Annotated in this window: 15 protein-coding genes; 9 read left to right on the top strand and 6 right to left on the bottom strand. The window is 67.7% G+C overall.

Annotation, left to right across the window (positions count from 1 at the left end; translation table 11 throughout):
• Positions 1–13: 13 nt before the first annotated feature.
• Positions 14–1,222, bottom strand: coding sequence for a CaiB/BaiF CoA-transferase family protein (locus tag MHZ91_RS22575; protein WP_239215824.1), 1,209 nt, complete (start codon positions 1,220–1,222; stop codon positions 14–16).
• Positions 1,223–1,271: 49 nt separating this feature from the next.
• Positions 1,272–2,117, bottom strand: coding sequence for a CoA ester lyase (locus MHZ91_RS22570; RefSeq protein WP_175183869.1), 846 nt, complete (start codon positions 2,115–2,117; stop codon positions 1,272–1,274).
• A gap of 85 nt (positions 2,118–2,202) precedes the next feature.
• On the opposite strand from MHZ91_RS22570, the gene MHZ91_RS22565 reads away from it, so the two are divergent.
• The 3 genes from MHZ91_RS22565 to MHZ91_RS22555 all read left to right on the top strand — a co-directional run bounded on the left by MHZ91_RS22565 (position 2,203) and on the right by MHZ91_RS22555 (position 4,961).
• The gene (locus MHZ91_RS22565; protein ID WP_218344711.1) at positions 2,203–3,096 is read left to right on the top strand and encodes a LysR family transcriptional regulator; all 894 of its coding nucleotides are present in this window, start codon (positions 2,203–2,205) and stop codon (positions 3,094–3,096) included.
• 89 nt (positions 3,097–3,185) lie between these two features.
• Positions 3,186–4,151: a tripartite tricarboxylate transporter substrate binding protein gene (locus tag MHZ91_RS22560; protein ID WP_239215795.1), complete on the top strand. Its 966-nt coding sequence runs from the start codon at positions 3,186–3,188 to the stop codon at positions 4,149–4,151.
• Positions 4,152–4,172: 21 nt separating this feature from the next.
• On the top strand, positions 4,173–4,961 hold the full coding sequence (locus MHZ91_RS22555) for a GntR family transcriptional regulator (protein ID WP_218344710.1): 789 nt from the start codon (positions 4,173–4,175) through the stop codon (positions 4,959–4,961).
• A gap of 81 nt (positions 4,962–5,042) precedes the next feature.
• On the opposite strand, the gene MHZ91_RS22550 is transcribed toward MHZ91_RS22555, so the two are convergent.
• Positions 5,043–5,435 carry a fluoride efflux transporter CrcB gene (locus tag MHZ91_RS22550; protein WP_239215793.1) on the bottom strand — a complete coding sequence of 131 codons (393 nt, stop codon included), beginning with the start codon at positions 5,433–5,435 and terminating at the stop codon, positions 5,043–5,045.
• Positions 5,436–5,440: 5 nt separating this feature from the next.
• The gene (locus tag MHZ91_RS22545; protein ID WP_056562763.1) at positions 5,441–5,995 is read right to left on the bottom strand and encodes an HdeD family acid-resistance protein; all 555 of its coding nucleotides are present in this window, start codon (positions 5,993–5,995) and stop codon (positions 5,441–5,443) included.
• Positions 5,996–6,197: 202 nt separating this feature from the next.
• On the opposite strand from MHZ91_RS22545, the gene MHZ91_RS22540 reads away from it, so the two are divergent.
• From MHZ91_RS22540 to MHZ91_RS22520, 5 genes are read left to right on the top strand one after another with little or no spacing between them, the layout of a single operon-like run.
• Positions 6,198–6,824 (top strand): PepSY-associated TM helix domain-containing protein, encoded by a 627-nt coding sequence (locus tag MHZ91_RS22540; RefSeq protein ID WP_175123520.1) that lies wholly within the window; start codon positions 6,198–6,200, stop codon positions 6,822–6,824.
• A gap of 27 nt (positions 6,825–6,851) precedes the next feature.
• Entirely contained in the window at positions 6,852–7,367 is a 516-nt protein-coding gene (locus MHZ91_RS22535) for a DUF2271 domain-containing protein (RefSeq protein WP_056562769.1), read from the top strand.
• Positions 7,368–7,420: 53 nt separating this feature from the next.
• Entirely contained in the window at positions 7,421–8,221 is an 801-nt protein-coding gene (locus MHZ91_RS22530; RefSeq protein ID WP_239215791.1) for a DUF4198 domain-containing protein, read from the top strand.
• Between the two features lie 15 nt (positions 8,222–8,236).
• The gene (locus MHZ91_RS22525) at positions 8,237–9,253 is read left to right on the top strand and encodes an FAD:protein FMN transferase (protein ID WP_370647857.1); all 1,017 of its coding nucleotides are present in this window, start codon (positions 8,237–8,239) and stop codon (positions 9,251–9,253) included.
• A 6-nt stretch (positions 9,254–9,259) separates the two neighbouring features.
• The gene (locus tag MHZ91_RS22520; RefSeq protein WP_370647856.1) at positions 9,260–10,636 is read left to right on the top strand and encodes a sulfite reductase subunit alpha; all 1,377 of its coding nucleotides are present in this window, start codon (positions 9,260–9,262) and stop codon (positions 10,634–10,636) included.
• Positions 10,637–10,666: 30 nt separating this feature from the next.
• Here MHZ91_RS22520 and MHZ91_RS22515 read toward each other — a convergent pair whose 3' ends face one another.
• Both MHZ91_RS22515 and MHZ91_RS22510 read right to left on the bottom strand, forming a co-directional pair.
• Positions 10,667–11,626: a tripartite tricarboxylate transporter substrate binding protein BugE gene (locus MHZ91_RS22515; protein ID WP_175123523.1), complete on the bottom strand. Its 960-nt coding sequence runs from the start codon at positions 11,624–11,626 to the stop codon at positions 10,667–10,669.
• A gap of 28 nt (positions 11,627–11,654) precedes the next feature.
• Entirely contained in the window at positions 11,655–13,112 is a 1,458-nt protein-coding gene (locus tag MHZ91_RS22510) for an amidohydrolase family protein (RefSeq protein WP_239215787.1), read from the bottom strand.
• A gap of 89 nt (positions 13,113–13,201) precedes the next feature.
• Between MHZ91_RS22510 and MHZ91_RS22505 the strand changes: the two genes are divergently transcribed.
• On the top strand, positions 13,202–14,167 hold the full coding sequence (locus tag MHZ91_RS22505; protein ID WP_239215785.1) for a LysR family transcriptional regulator: 966 nt from the start codon (positions 13,202–13,204) through the stop codon (positions 14,165–14,167).
• The last annotated feature ends 5 nt before the right edge of the window (positions 14,168–14,172 follow it).

Below are 14,172 nucleotides of genomic sequence, written 5' to 3'. Positions count from 1 at the left end.
TGGTTGTTACTGCTTATTGCACCACGGAGGTGTGCAGCAATTGGTCGATTTCGCTCGTTGTGTATCCCAGGGCGGACAGAATGGTGCGACTGTGTTCACCCAGACCCGGCGCGGCGCGCACGGCGCCGGCACTGCCTTCGTCTTGCGCGGCGGCTCCGCCAAACTGCGCCCATTGCGCCAGACCGAGGTAATTGCCCGCCTTCTCGCTGTGATACGGGCGCATGAATCCCATCGCCGCCACCTGCGGGTGGTCGAACATGTCCTCGACCGGCCGCACCTCCGCGCAAGGCACGCTCTGGCCGAAGCGCTCGGCCCATTCACGGGCCGACGCCCGCGCCAGCGCCTCGCGCACCAGCGGGATCAGCACGGCCGCCTGCGCCGCGCGCTTTTTCACGGTGTCGTAGTCAGGATGGTCCGCCAGATCCTGCAGGTCCAGGTGATCGCACAGCGCACGCCAGAAATGCGGCGTGTTGGCCGAGATGTAGAGATGGCCTTCGCGCGTGGGATGGATGCCCGTGATGCCCCCCGAACGCATGTCGCGTTCGATGCGGCGCGGCTCGCCTTCGGCCCAGACCAGGCGGGCGGACTGCATGGCCAGCGCGCTGCCCAGCAGCGACACTTCGATGGCCTGCCCGCGCCCGGTCTTTTCGCGCTGATAGAGCGCGGCGGACACGCTGTTGGAGATCAGCGCGGCGCCGTAGTAATCGACCACCGATCCGTACAGCACCTCGGGCGGGCCGTCGGGCTTGGCCTGCGCCGCGCACATGCCGGTCATGGACTGCAGCACCTGGTCGTAGCCCGCGTGGCGCGCCATCGGACCGGCCGCGCCGTAACCCGTCATCGCACAATAGATCAGGCGCGGGTTGATGGCGGCCAGCGTGGCGAAGTCGATGCGCAGGCGCTCCGGCACGCCGGGGCGGAAATTGTGGACCAGCACATCGGCCTCGCGCACCAGCCTGACCAGCACCTCGTAACCCGCTTCGTCTTTCAGATTGAGGCACAGGCCGCGCTTGTTCCGGTTGATGCCCAGAAAGGCGCGGCTCTCGGCCGGCAGCGTCGACGGATACTTGCGCAGGTTGTCGCCTTCGGGCGGCTCGACCTTGATCACGTCGGCGCCCATGTCGCCCAGCAAGGCGCAGCCGTACGGACCCGCGATGTAGGCGCTGAGGTCCAGCACCTTGACGCCGGCCAGCGGCAACTGAGCGGAGGTTTCAATTTCCATCATGCAATTCATCCGATAAAAAGCTCGGCCGCGATTCGCGCAGGCCGTTTCAGGCGGCGCGTCCTGCGGCCAGCAGGACGTCGCGGGCGCGCCGCACGAAGGGCGCGTCGATCATCTTGCCGTCCAGCAGAAAAGCGCCCACCCCTTCCTGCGCCTGGCTTGCCGCGACGATCCGTTCGGCCGCATCGATCTCTTCGGCACTGAATCCGAAGACCTCGTTGGCGATGGCGATCTGGCTGGGATGCACGCAGGATTTGCCCAGGAAACCCAGCGAGCGCGCCAGTTGCGCCTCGGCCTGGAAGCCCTCGCCGTCGCGCACGCGGGCATAGGCGGCGTCCATGGCGTACTTGCCCGCGGAACCGGCGCCCAGCCGCAACGCCAGCATCACCGCGCGCAGGGTCTCGGGCTGGTAACGGTCGATGCCCAGGGGTTCGAACAGGTCGGCCAGCCCCAATTGCAGGCCTGCCACGCGGGGGTGCGCGGCCGCCAGCTCGGCCGCGCGGGCCAGCGCCAGCGGCGTTTCAACGGTGACCAGCAGCTCGCCCTCGAAACCGGCCTGGCCGGCGCGGTCCGCGGCCTCGCGCAGCGCGTCGGCGGACTCGACCTTGGGCAGATTCAGCATGTCGATCGGCGATCGTCCCAGCGCGTCCAGGTCGTCCGCGAAATAAGGGGTATCCGACGCATTGACGCGAACGATAATTTTCTTGGGATGTTGAGCCTGCGCCGTTTGAAAGGCGGGCGACCCGAGCCAGCTGGCCAGCTCGGCACGCGCAGCCGCCTTGCGAGGCGGCGCGACCGCGTCCTCCAGATCGAAGGACAGCGCATCGGCAGCGCTGGCCATGGCTTTGTCGAATAGTTCCGGGCGCGACGCCGGCACGAAAAGCTTGCTTCTCATTGTGTTCTCCTGGCCGCATTGTGACCGCGCTGCACGCCGCCAGGGGAAAGCCGCCATGCGATAAGAAGATAGAATCCCTATCATCATGAATACTGACTTTCTCCACACGCTGTCCGCCGTGGCGCAGCACGGCTCCATGGCCGAGGCCGCCCGCCGCCTGGGACTGACACACGGCGCCGTCGCCCAGCAGATCCGCAAGCTGGAACAGGAGCTGGGCGTGCCACTGGTCGCGCGCGCCGGCCGCACCGTGCACCTCACGGCCAAGGCAATCGAACTGATCGGACCGATGCGCGAGGTCCTGGAGCGGATCGAGAAGATCCGCTACCTGGCGCGGTCGGGCGAGATGATGGGCGAGCTTCGGCTGGGCGCCGGCAACACCGCGCTGAACTCCATGGTGCCGGCCATTCTTGAACATCTGGTCGGACGCCATCCGCTGATCAGCGTGGAGATCCAGCCCGGGCACAGCGCCCGCTTCTATCCGGCCATTGAAAGCGGCGAACTCGATGCGGCCATCGCGCTGGAAGCGCCCTATCCGCTGTCCAAAAGCCTGGGCTGGCAGTTGCTGCGCGAAGAACCTTATGTGCTGGCGGCGGCCCCGCGCCACGCCGGCCGTCATCCGCACAGCCTGCTCACCGCGGAGCCGTTCATCCGCTACCAGCGCAACGACTGGAGCGGGCGGCATGTCGACGAGTATCTGCGCCGCGTCGGCATCACGCCGCGGGACCGGTTCGAGCTGAACGCGATCGAATCGATTGCGGTCATGGTGAGCCGGGATCTGGGCGTGGCGATCCTGCCCCGGTCCACCAACGGCACGATCGAACGGCTGGGTCTGCTCGCCCTGCCGCTGCCCGCGCACTGCGAACCGCGCCGCTTCGGACTGATCTGGTCGCGCGTGTCGCCGCGCCTGGCGTTGATCCAGGCGTTCCGGGACATCGCCATCGTGGAGTACGCGAAGGCGGCAGGCGCGCCGGACAATTGACGCCTTTCTACGGGGAAACGATCTGGCGTGCCCGAAAGCGTCTTCCTATACTTGTATTGTCCTCAATACAACATATCAGGAGACAACTCATGCCGGGACTTCATCGGATCGCCGCGCGCTGCGCGCTGCTGGCCGCGTTTGCCATGCCAACCGCCCCCGCCTTCGCGCAGGCAGACGCCATCAGGCTGGTCGTCGGCGCACCGCCGGGCGGCACCACCGACACCGTGGCGCGCAGCATCGCGCAGCACATGACAGTGGACTTGAAGCGCCCCGTCGTGGTCGAGAACAAGCCGGGCGCGGGCGGCAACATCGCCGCCGACTACGTCGCCAAGAGCAATCCCGACGGCAACACCTTGCTGGTCACCTTCACCAGCTTTTCCATCAACGCCACGCTGTACCGGAACCTGCCTTTCGACCCCGTGGCCGATTTCACGCCGATCAGCATGCTGGCCAACGTGCCCAGCGTGCTGGTCGTGCGCAAGGACTTTCCGGCGCGCACCATGCCGGAGTTCGTCTCGCTGGTCAAAGCCAGCCCCGGCAAGCACACGATGGCGCTGGGCGCGATCGGGTCGTCGCTGCACATGGCCGGCGAGCGCATGAAGATGATGGCGGGCCTGGACATCCTGAACGTGCCGTACAAGGGCACGGCGCCGGCCATCACCGACCTGCTCGGCGGACAGGTGGACATGATGTTCGCCAGTTCGCTGAACGCGCTGCCGCACATCAAGAGCGGCGCGTTGCGGGCGCTGGGGGTCACCAGTCCGCAGGCGCTGCCGCAGTTTCCCGGCGTGCCGCCCATCGGCGATACCATCAAGGGTTTCGAATCGAACGCATGGTTTGCGCTGTTCGGTCCGGCCAAGATGCCGGCCGACAGGCTGGCGGCCCTGAACGCCGCGGCGCGCAAGGCGGTCGATACGCCGTCGTTCCGCAAGTTGCTCGAGGGCGAGGCCGCCAGCGCCGTCAGCAGCAGCCCCGAGGAACTGGGCGTCTTCGTGCGCGAGGACATCGCGCGCTATGCCGAGATCGTCAAGTTCACCGGCGCGACCGTCGACTGAACGTCAACCAGGAGCCCCACCGTGCCCGACAGTCCGCTGCCGCTTTATCACAAGGTCTATCTGCTGCTGAAGCAACGGCTCGAAGCCGGCGGGTTCGCCACGGACAGGGCGATGCCCGGCGAAAACGCGCTGGCCGCCGAATACGGCGTGTCCCGGCTGACGATACGGCGCTCGCTCGATGCGCTGGCGGCCGATGGCCTCATCGAGCGGCGGCAGGGGCGCGGCACGTTCGCGGCCCCGCCGGCGCAGTTTCCGGGCCCGCAGCACGGTGCGGGTATCGACGCGCTGATGGCGCATCTGGCCCGCATGGGCATGCACACGCAGGTGCGCCTGCTGGAACTGGAAACCGCGCCCGCCCCGCCGCCGGTGGCGGCGCGCCTGGAACTGCCGCCCGGCGCACCCGTGCAGCGCGCCGTGCGCGTGCGCAGCCACGAAGGCCAGCCGTTTTCCTACTTGACCACGTTTGTGCCGGATGACATCGGCCAGCGCATCCGCCGCCAGGATCTGGACGCCAAACCGCTCTTGGCCATCTTCCGCGATCTGGGCGTGCGCGTGGCGCGGGCCGAACAGTCGATTTCAGCCGTGCTGGCCGAGCCCGGCATCGCCGAATTGCTGGAGGTGCCGGTGGGTTCGGCCCTGCTCAGCTTGCACCGTGTGGTGCGCGACGAGTCCGGGCGGCCGGTAGAGTGGCTGCATGCCCGCTACCGGCCAGACCGCTACGAATACCGCATGAACATGCAGGCGCACGACATGCCCGGCCAGCCGACGTGGCTGCCCGCGGCGGTCGCCACGCGTGCTGACGGGGCCTGATCGGCGCCGCACGCGCAAGACATCAATGGCGGCGGCACGCCCGCAGCTTCAATCGCCACTTAGGCACATGCGACAACGTGCCTAGCGCAGCAGACTGACCGTGGCCAGCCCCGCCGCCGTCAGCGCCAGCGACCCGACCAGACTGAAACCGGCATAGCCCAGCGCGCTGACATACGCGCCACGCTCCAGCATCGCGACGGTCTCGGCCGAGAAGGTCGAGAACGTGGTCAGCCCGCCCATGAAACCGGTGATGGCCCCAAGCCGCACCCAGGCGGGCCAATCGGGATGCCCGGCCACCAGCGCCAGCACCACGCCTACCAGATACCCGCCCGCCAGATTGACTGCCAGCGTGCCCCACGGCCACGAGCCCGCATTCAGCCACAGACCGACCAGCCAGCGGGACCACGCGCCAAGGATCGCGCCCAGGCCCACGGCCAGGAAATTCAGGGGAACCAGCGTTTGATAGGCGGACATGGAGGTCAGACGGTGCCGTGTTGTTTGAGACGCAGGGAAAAGACCAGCAGCAGTATGCCGAAGAACACGGCATAGATCCCGATCACCCACACCAGCGCCAGCGCGCCGGCGCCCGGCTGCATGACCAGCATGGCGCCGAAGGCCACCGACACCAGCCCGGAAAGGCCCAGCAGCCATTCGTTGCGGATGGCCTTGCGAAAGCGCACGGCGGCAATGATCTGGAAGACGCCTGCGACGATCGCCCAGATCGCGATGATGTAGAGCAGGATCAGCGCGGTCAGCCCCGGCCAGAGAAAGGTGACGATACCCGCCGCCACGCCCAGCAGGCCCACGATGATAAGCGCCCATAGCGGTTTGCCGTTGTCGCGGATGCGGAATCCGGCGATCAGCGCCAGCACCCCGTCCACCAGCGCGAAAGCGCCCCACACCAGCACCAGCGCCGACAAGGTGATGGCCGGCATGAACATGGCCATGAACCCGAACAGGATGGCGACGACGCCGCGAAGCGCCACCCATCCCCAATGACGACCGATTTGATCCACGACTTGCTGTTGCAGCATGACGACCTCCGGTGTTTGCAAAGGGTGGCCTATCTTAGTCCCGCTGGTCGGCCGGCGCATCCGTTCAGCTTGCGTTCAGCTTCGGCAAACAAGGCGCTTTCCGCCGAAATCGATTGAAATTTCCGTGCGCGAAAAGGCTTCGCTTTTTTAAGAGTAATTCTCATTAAATGCTAGAATCCGGCCGCTTCCTGCCCGACATTCCATGGACACCCAACCCGCTCCCCGCCGCCGCGCCTACTGGCTCAAGACACTGCATCAGTGGCACTGGATCAGTTCTGCGCTTTGCCTGCTGGGTATGCTGTTGTTCGCGGTGACGGGGCTGACGCTGAACAACGCGTCACACATCGAATCGAAGGCCGTGGTGACCAGCCGCGAGGCCCATCTTCCCGAAGCCCAACTCCAGCAGCTTGCCGCCGCGCCCGCGGCAAAAAAGGCGCCCCTGCCCGCCTCGGTCGCCGCCTGGCTGGACGAGACGCTGGACGCCTCGACGGCCGGCAAGACGGCCGAGTGGTCCCCCGACGAGGTCTACCTGTCGCTGCCCCGCGCGGGCGGCGATGCCTGGCTGTCCATCGACCGCGCCAGCGGCGATATCGAATACGAACGTACTGACCGTGGCTGGATCTCGTACCTGAACGACCTGCACAAGGGCCGCAACACGGGTCTGGCCTGGAGCTGGTTCCTGGACATCTTCGCCGTCGCCTGTCTGGTGTTCTCGCTGACCGGACTGGTGCTGCTCAAGATGCACGCCGGCAACCGCAGCGCAACCTGGCCCATGGTGGGGCTGGGCGTTGTGATTCCGCTGGTGCTGGCGCTGCTTTTCATCCACTGATTCCATCGATACGCCCTGGAGATTTCCATGCGCAAGTTGCTGTTGCCGGCGCTGCTCGCCGGCCTGATCGCCCGAACGGCCCACGCCGCAGACATCGGCCTGTCCATCGAGGTGCCGCGCCTGGACGTGGCCGAATACCACCGCCCGTACGTGGCGATCTGGATCGAGAACCCCGACCAGAGCGTGGCCACCGACCTGGCCGTCTGGTACGACGTGGCCAAGAAGAACAACGAAGGCACCGAATGGCTCAAGGACATGCGCCAGTGGTGGCGCCGCAGCGGCCGCAACCAGCAGTTCCCGGTGGACGGCGTCAGCGGCGCCACCAAGCCCGTGGGCAAGCACGCGCTGTCGTTTGACGCGGCCAGCAAGCCGCTCGCGCAGCTCAAGCCCGGCCAGTACGCGGTGGTGGTCGAAGCGGCGCGCGAAGTGGGCGGCCGCGAACTGGTGCGCATCCCCTTCCAATGGCCGCCGCAAAAGGCCGAGCAACTGAGCGCGCGCGGCGAACACGAACTGGGCGCCATCGCGCTCGATCTCAAACCCTGAACGGCCTCGTGACCAGCCCTTTTAAAAACGCAAGAAACGCAAGGAACGCAACGATGAAATCCGCCGCCAAACTGGCCGCCGCCCTGGCGCTGTGCCTGCCCTTTGCCGCTCACGCCCATGACGTCTGGATCGTGCCGTCCTCGACGGTGCTGTCGGGCACCGACAGCTGGATCACCGTGGACGCCGCGGTCGGCAACGACAAGTTCTACTTCAACCACGCGCCGCTGCGCCTGGACGGCCTGACCGTCACCGCGCCGGACGGCAATGCCGCCGAAGCCGAGAACATCAACCGCGGCAAGCTGCGCAGCACGTTCGACCTGCAGTTGAAACAAGCCGGCACCTACCGCGTTGCCGTGGTCAACGACGGCGTGTTCGCGCGCTGGAAGGAAGACGGCAAGAACAAGCGCTACTTCGGCAAGGTGGAAGGCATGGCGCAGGCCGTGCCGGCCAAGGCCGACGAGCTTGAAGTCTCGCAGAGCCTGGGCCGCGTCGAGACCTTCGTCACCGCCGGCAAGCCCTCGGCCGTCAAGCCCGTGGGCCGCGGCCTGGAGCTGGCGCCCGTGACGCACCCGAACGACCTCTTCACGGACGAAGCGGCCACGTTCCAGATACTGCTGGACGGCAAGCCCGCCGCCGACCTGGACGTGAACGTCGTGCCGGGCGGCAGCCGTTATCGCGACAAGGTCGGCGAAATCCAGATCAAGACCGACAAGGACGGCAAGTTCTCGGTGAAGTGGCCGCAGCCCGGTCTGTACTGGATCGAAGCCGGCATGGAAGACGCCAAGGTCACCGTGCCGCAGGCCAAGAAGCGCCGCCTGTCGTACGCCGGCACCGTCGAAGTGCTGCAACCGTAAGGCAAAGGCGCGCGCGTGGCGACCTCTCCTTCCTTCGCACCGCGCAACGCGGCGGCCCCGGCCGTTCGCGTCGCCTATGGCGCAATGCCAGCGCGCCCGGCCGCGTTGGCCGGCGCCACCATGGGCACCACCTGGTCCGCGCGCCTGGCGCTGCCGGCGGGCGTGACCGAAGCGTCAGCGCGGCAAGGCATCCAGGCCGCGCTGGACCAGGTCGTCGCGCAAATGAGCACCTGGGAAGCAGACTCGGACATCACCCGCTACAACCGCGCCGAGTCCGGCTGGCAGACGCTGCCGCCCGGTTTTTTCCATGTGCTGCATCATGCGCTGATGCTGGCCGAGGACAGCGGCGGCGCCTACGACCCCACCGTCGGGCCGCTGGTCAATGCCTGGGGTTTCGGGCCGCACCAGCGCGCCTTTGAACCGCCCTCTCCGGCCGCCATCCAGACCGCGCTTGATCGTTGCGGCTGGCGGCGCGTGCCGCTGGACCAAGACCGCCGCGCGGCCTGGCAGCCCGGCGGCGTCTATCTGGACCTGTCGTCGATCGCCAAGGGGTACGGCGTGGACCGCGCGGCGATGGCGCTCGATGCCTTGGGCATCACCGATTACCTGGTCGAAGTCGGCGGCGAGTTGCGCGCCCGCGGCAAGCGTCCCGACGGACAATCCTGGCGCGTGGCCATCGAAGTCCCCGACGCCAGCGATGACCATGCGCTGGCCTTGCCGCTGCACAACTGCAGCATCGCCACGTCGGGCGACTACCGGCGCCACGCCGGCGACGGCGATGCGCGCTACGCCCACACGATCGACCCCCGCACCGGCCACCCGGTACGCAACGCGGTCGCATCGGTAACCGTGCTGCACCCCGTCTGCATGCAGGCCGACGCGCTGGCCACCGTGCTGACGGTGCTGGGCGAAGCCGAGGGGCTGGCCTATGCGCGCCGCCATGCCCTCGCCGCGCTGTTCATCGTGCGCAGCGAAGACGCCTGGCGCGTCGTCGCCACCCCGCAGTTTGAAGCCCTGGCCCTGGCCACCTGAATGCCCATGTTGCACACCCGATTGATCGCGGCAACGTGCGTGGTGCTGACCTGGCTGCTGCTGTGCCTGTGGGCCTGGCAACGCGCCCGCCGCCAGCATGCGCAACACGCGCTGGCGCTGCAGGCGCTGAGCGCACCCGCGCCCGAATACGCGGTGCTGGTGGCCTACGCCAGCCAGACCGGCTATGCCGAGTCGCTGGCCATGCAGACTGCGGAATCTCTGCGCGCCGGCGGTCTGACCGTGCGCGTCGCCTCGCTGGACCAACTGGATCTTCAACGCCTGGCCGCCTGCCGGCGCATGCTGTTTGTCGTCAGCACCTACGGCGAGGGCGATCCGCCCGATGCGGCCGCGGCGTTTGCCGGCGAGATGCAGCAGACGCCACAGGGCGCCGAGCTGGCCGGCGCGCAATATGCCGTCCTGGCGCTCGGCGACAGCGAGTACGCGCAGTTCTGCGGCTTTGGCCACCGGTTGAACGACTGGCTGCACGCGCAAGGCGCGACGCCGTTGTTCGATCTGGTCGAGGTCGACAACGACGACGCGGCCGCGCTTCGCCACTGGCAGCATCATCTGGGCCTGCTGGCCGGCCGCAGCGATCTGCCCGATTGGGAAGCGCCCATCTACGACACTTGGCGCCTGGCGAACCGGACACTGCTGAATCCCGGCAGCCAGGGCGGCCCTTGCTATCTGCTGACGTTGTCGCCGCCGCCCGAGAGCACGGCAGCATGGCAGGCGGGCGACATCGCCGAAATCGGCCCCCGGCGCGAACGCGGCGGCGCGCTGGAGGCGCATCGTGAATACTCCATCGCTTCGCTGCCCGCTGACGGCGCCATTCAGTTGCTGGTGCGCCAGATGCAAGGCGCCGACGGCGCGCTGGGTCTGGGCAGCGGCTGGCTCACGCACATTGCGCAGACCGGCGACGAGATCGCCTTGCGTGTACGCACGAACCGAAATTTCCACCCGCCGGCTGACGACCGCCCGCTGATTCTGATCGGCAACGGCACCGGCCTTGCGGGCCTGCGCGCGCTGATCAAAGCGCGCCGCGCTGCCGGCCACCGCCGCAACTGGCTGGTCTTCGGCGAGCGCAACGCCGCTTGCGACGCGTTCTGCCGCGATGAGATCGACGCCTGGCGGCAAGACGGCACATTGGAACGCGTGGATGCGGTGTTTTCCCGCGACCAGCCCGAGCGCCGCTATGTGCAGCACTGCTTGCGCGAAGAGGCGGACGCCGTGCGCGCCTGGGTGGATGCCGGCGCCGCCGTGTATGTCTGCGGCAGCCTACAAGGCATGGCGGGCGGCGTGGATGCCGCGCTGCAGGACATCCTGGGCGCGGACCGCCTGCAAGCCCTGCAGCATACGGGCCGCTACCGGCGCGACGTGTATTGACGATGCACGCGGCCCGCGTTTCCCGAGTCCCTACTGCAGCTTGATCTGCGCCCGCTCGATCACCGTCTTCCAGCGATCGCGTTCGGTGCTGATCTGCTCACCAAACTGGGCCGGCGTGTTGCCCAGCGGGAACGCGCCGGTCTCTTCCATCTTTGCCGCGGTCGCCGGATCGCGCACCGCGCGCGCAAAGGCATCCGCCAGCTTGTCGCGAACATCGGCCGGCATGTTGGCCGGCCCCACCACGCCGTACCAGGCCGTCACGTCGTAATCCTTGTAGCCCTGCTCGGCAAAGGTCGGCACGTCGGGCAGTCGCGGATTGCGCGCCGTTCCGGTAATCGCCAGGGGTTTCAGGTGATTGCTCTTGACGTACGGCAGCGACGACGGAAAGTTGTCGAAGATCACCGGCACCACGCCGCCCACCGTGTCGGTCAGCGCCGGCGCCGAACCGCGATAGGAAATGCTGTTCATCTTGCCGCCGATGATCTGCAGGAACCAGATCATGCCCAGGTCGTTCACGCCGCCCGCACCCGCGTTCGCGTAGCCGTCCTTGCCCGGATTGGCGCGCACGTGGGTCACGAACTCGGCCAGCGTCTTGGCCGGGAAGTTCGGATTCACGCTGAGGATGTTGGGGCTGGTCACCAGATTGCTGATGGGCGTGAAGTCCTTGACCGGGTCATAGGCCAGGTTGGGAAACAGGTGCGGCGCCGTGCCGTGCGTGCTGACGGTGGCCAGGCCCACGGTGTAGCCGTCCGGCTTGGCGCGCGCGGTGGCCGTCATGCCGATGGTGCCCGACGCGCCCGTGCGGTTCTCTACGACAATCTGCTGGCCCAGAATTTCGCCTGCCTTGGCCGCGGCCACGCGGCCGACGATGTCCGTGGGACCGCCCGCCGGGAACGGCACGATCAGCGTGATGGGGCGGTCGGGAAAGGCGGCGTGAGCGGCCGGCAGCGCGGCGGCCAGCGCCAGGGCGGCGCAAGTCTTGCGGATCATGATGTTGGGTCTCCTGGTACGGCTGTTGTTATGGAAGGGGTTGGGCCGCGGCCTGATCGCGGCGAAGAATGCGGCCGGGCCGCGGGGTGTCTGCCGTGGCCGGAAAAACCGGCGTGCCATTGACCAGCACGTGCTCCACACCGGCAGACGCGAGCGTCGGCGCCTCCCAGGTGGCGCGATCGATCACCGTATCGGCATCGAACACCACAATGTCCGCCCACGCGCCCACGGCAATCCGGCCACGGTCCGCCAGCCGGAAGACGCGGGCCGGCAGCGCGGTCATCTTGGCCACCGCCGCCTCCAGCGTGACAAGCTGCGCCTCGCGCACGTAGCGCCCCAGCACGCGCGTGAAACTGCCCCACAGCCGGGGATGCGGATGCGCGTCATTGGGCAGGCCATCGGACCCGACCATGCAGCATTCGTGCTGAAAGATGCGGCGGACCTCGTTCTCGTCCATCGCGAAATAGATCGCCCCGGCCGGGCACAGGCGTTCGGCCGCCGTCGTCTTGTCGCAGCCCCAGCGCGCCGCAATGTCGCTCAGGTATTCGCCGTTGCATTCGGGATGTGGCGTCGACCACGTGATGCGGATGTCGTCGATGGTGTCGGCGCGCTCCGGGATCAGAATGGTGGAACTGCCGGGATACGGGTAGATATCCAGCGCCACGTCCACGCCCTCGGCACGGGCGCGGTCGATGTTGGCCAGCGTGGCGGCGCTTTTGCCCCAGTTGCGCGGCATCATGCACTTGTGATGCGACAGCACGGTGGCGCAGCCGGTGTTGCGGCCAATGGCCAGCACCTCGTCGACGGCCGCCTCGACCGCGTCGCCCTCATTGCGGATGTGGCTGGTGTGCATCGCGCCGCGCGCCGCCGCCACGCGGGCCAGCCCTTCCAGTTCGGGCGGCTGCGCCACCCCGCCCGGTTGATACGCCAGTCCAGTGCTGAAGCCCACGGCGCCCGCCGCCAGCGCGTCGGCCAGCATCTGCTGCATGGCCGCCTGTTCATCGGGCGTGGGCTGCGCGGTGGGATCGCGCATCGCGGCAAGGCGCAGATTCGCGTGCCCCACCAGCGCGGCCACATTGATGACCGGTTGGCGCTCGCGCAGCTCGTCGAAATAGTGCGTCATGCTGGCAAAAAGCGGCGTCTCGCCCAACAGCGCCAGCGCCGCCGCGGTGTTGCCCGGCAGCGGTGCGGGCGCACCGCTGACGCCGCAATTGCCCACGACAACCGAGGTGATGCCCTGGCTCGTCTTCCACGCCAGATCGGGCTTTTCCACAAACATCAGGTCGTCGTGACCGTGCACATCGATGAAGCCGGGCGCCACGATCTTGCCCGCGACGTTCACGCGCGTGGCCGCGGGCACCTTCGACAGGTCCCCGATCGCCGCAATGCGTTCGCCCGCCACGCCCACATCGGCGCGCTTGCGCGGACCGCCCAGCCCGTCGATGAGCCAGCCGCCTTCGATGATCAGATCCAAAGTCTCCTGCATGGTGTTCCTGCCTTGGTGAAGGACCTAGTATCGTCCGCGCGATCAATCTGGAAAAATTGTTTTTATTGATCCATCTATCGCGTTTTGAAATGCATCGCCTGCCCAAGCACGTCACTTTGAAGCACCTGACCGCCTTTGTGGCGGTAGCCCAGGAGTCCAGCTTCACGCATGCCGCCAAACGCCTGTTCCAGACGCAGTCGTCCGTCACCAGCCTGGTTCGCCAGCTTGAGGACGCGCTGGGCACCCAGCTCTTTGCGCGCACCAGCCGGCGCGTGCTGCTGACGCCGGCCGGCGAGGAATTCCTGCCGCGCGTCATGCGGCTGCTGGCGGATTTTGATGGCGTGATCGAAGACGTGGTGCGTTTTGGCGCGCTGGAACGCGGACGGGTTGGCGTGGCGGCGGCGCCGTCGGCCATCACGCAGCTCATCGCGCCCGCTGCCGCCGTGTTCGCGGCGCAGTATCCGGCGGTGCGGCTTTATCTCAGCGACGACAACTCGGGTCGCATCCAACGCAAGGTGGCCGCGCGCGAGGTCGATTTCGGCCTGACCAGCCGCTGGGCCGACGCCCCCGGCCTGCAATTCGACGCCTTGCTCGAAGACCGCTTCGGCGTGCTCTACCGCCAGGACGACGCCACGCTGCGCCCGGCGCGCGACGGCGCCATGCGCTGGTCCGACCTGACCGGCCGCAAGCTGGTTGGGGTGGTGGATGAAACGGGCATCATGGCCCTGCTGCGCGCCCGCGCCGACCTGCCCATCGAGGCGGCGGCGCCGTTCTATGAAGCATCGAGCACCACGTCGCAGGCCGCGCTGGTCAAGGCAGGCATGGGCGTCGCGCTGCTGCCGGCGCTGGCCGCGCAACGCGTGATGGAGCCGGGGCTGGCCTACGCGCTGCTGGCCCGGCCCACGGTGGTGCGCACGCTATGCATCATCCGCAACAAGGAATACCCGCTGAGCCCGGCCGCGCAGGCGTTGATCGCTTCGATCCACGAGTACCTGCGCACGGCCCCGCTTCCCGCAGGCTGCCGCCGCCTGTCCGCCACACGGCGGAAGCACTAGGTGCG

Origin of the sequence: Achromobacter sp. ACRQX (assembly GCF_022346505.1) — a bacterium.
Classification (GTDB): domain Bacteria; phylum Pseudomonadota; class Gammaproteobacteria; order Burkholderiales; family Burkholderiaceae_B; genus Achromobacter; species Achromobacter animicus.
This window is presented reverse-complemented; position numbering and strand designations above follow the sequence as displayed.

Bases quoted from the DNA above. Each gene is read 5' to 3' on its own strand.
- MHZ91_RS22560 (WP_239215795.1), top strand. From the start codon at position 3,186: ATGCCGGGACTTCATCGGATCGCCGCGCGCTGCGCGCTGCTGGCCGCG.
- MHZ91_RS22535 (WP_056562769.1), top strand. From the start codon at position 6,852: ATGCGCAAGTTGCTGTTGCCGGCGCTGCTCGCCGGCCTGATCGCCCGA.
- MHZ91_RS22545 (WP_056562763.1), bottom strand. From the start codon at position 5,995: ATGCTGCAACAGCAAGTCGTGGATCAAATCGGTCGTCATTGGGGATGG.
- MHZ91_RS22570 (WP_175183869.1), bottom strand. From the start codon at position 2,117: ATGAGAAGCAAGCTTTTCGTGCCGGCGTCGCGCCCGGAACTATTCGAC.
- MHZ91_RS22510 (WP_239215787.1), bottom strand. From the start codon at position 13,112: ATGCAGGAGACTTTGGATCTGATCATCGAAGGCGGCTGGCTCATCGAC.
- MHZ91_RS22550 (WP_239215793.1), bottom strand. From the start codon at position 5,435: ATGTCCGCCTATCAAACGCTGGTTCCCCTGAATTTCCTGGCCGTGGGC.
- MHZ91_RS22515 (WP_175123523.1), bottom strand. From the start codon at position 11,626: ATGATCCGCAAGACTTGCGCCGCCCTGGCGCTGGCCGCCGCGCTGCCG.
- MHZ91_RS22530 (WP_239215791.1), top strand. From the start codon at position 7,421: ATGAAATCCGCCGCCAAACTGGCCGCCGCCCTGGCGCTGTGCCTGCCC.
- MHZ91_RS22505 (WP_239215785.1), top strand. From the start codon at position 13,202: ATGCATCGCCTGCCCAAGCACGTCACTTTGAAGCACCTGACCGCCTTT.
- MHZ91_RS22565 (WP_218344711.1), top strand. From the start codon at position 2,203: ATGAATACTGACTTTCTCCACACGCTGTCCGCCGTGGCGCAGCACGGC.
- MHZ91_RS22540 (WP_175123520.1), top strand. From the start codon at position 6,198: ATGGACACCCAACCCGCTCCCCGCCGCCGCGCCTACTGGCTCAAGACA.
- MHZ91_RS22575 (WP_239215824.1), bottom strand. From the start codon at position 1,222: ATGGAAATTGAAACCTCCGCTCAGTTGCCGCTGGCCGGCGTCAAGGTG.
- MHZ91_RS22520 (WP_370647856.1), top strand. From the start codon at position 9,260: ATGTTGCACACCCGATTGATCGCGGCAACGTGCGTGGTGCTGACCTGG.